General features: G+C 42.7%; 1 protein-coding gene. It reads left to right on the top strand.

The features are described from left to right. Positions 1 to 104: 104 nt before the first annotated feature. Positions 105 to 1,245: leucine--tRNA ligase (gene leuS / locus VXQ92_RS18965; protein ID WP_416682842.1), on the top strand; the 1,141-nt coding region annotated here is incomplete at its 3' end.

Genomic DNA, 1,245 nt, shown 5'->3' with positions numbered 1-1,245 from the left:
GATTAAAAGATAAAATCCTGCTCTAAAAACTGACATTTTCCTCTATTTTGCGCTATGCTGTGCAGCAATCTTTCATTTCAATTTTCGTTGTATAGCTTACGTCTATGACTATTTCTCACATTGACCCAGAATATCAAGCAAACACGATTGAACCATCAGTCCAACAAGATTGGGAAAATCGTAAAGTCTTTAAAGTTGCCGACACTGTCGAAGGTAAACATCGCTACATCCTGTCAATGTTCCCTTACCCAAGTGGCAAACTGCACATGGGTCATGTGCGTAACTATACCATTGGCGATGTAATTAGCCGTTTTTACCGTTTAAAAGGTGAAACCGTATTACAACCTATGGGTTGGGATGCATTTGGTTTACCAGCGGAAAACGCTGCAATTGCCCATAAAGTTGCTCCGGCAAAATGGACATTTGAAAACATCGCTTACATGCGTGACCAATTAAAAAAATTAGGTCTATCTGTAGATTGGGACCGTGAATTTGCAACGTGTACACCAGAGTACTATCACTGGGAACAATGGTTGTTCGTTCAGCTTTATAAAAAAGGTTTAATCTACCGTAAACTTTCAACAGTAAACTGGGATCCGGTTGACCAAACAGTTTTGGCAAACGAACAAGTTGAAAATGGTCGTGGCTGGCGTTCAGGTGCATTGGTTGAAAAACGCGATATTCCAATGTACTACTTCCGTATTACGGACTATGCACAAGAATTATTAGACGACCTAGACACTCTACAAGACGGCTGGCCTCAACAAGTGTTGACCATGCAGCGTAACTGGATTGGTCGTTCTACAGGTATGGAAATTACCTTCCCATCTGCCAATACTGAAATTTATGCTGACGGCTTAACTGTTTATACAACACGTGCCGACACACTTATGGGTGTGACGTACGTTGCCGTTGCAGCAGAACACCCTATTGCGCTTAAAGCTGCTGAAAATAATCCTGAATTGGCTGCATTTATTGAAGAATGCCGCATGGGTTCAGTTGCAGAAGCTGACTTGGCTACAGCCGAGAAGAAAGGTATGGCAACAGGTTTGTTTGTAAAACACCCTGTAACTGGCGAAGAGCTCCCTGTCTGGATTGCGAACTACGTATTAATGTCTTACGGTTCTGGCGCAGTGATGGCTGTACCAGCACATGACGAACGTGACTTCGAATTTGCTAACAAGTTCAACTTGCCAATTAAGCAAGTCATTGATGCCAAAGGTGCTGACGATGCAGACTACTCTG

Source organism: Acinetobacter sp. 228 (assembly GCF_048147885.1).
The sequence above is the reverse complement of the archived record's forward strand: the minus strand, read 5'-3'. Positions and strand labels throughout refer to the sequence as shown.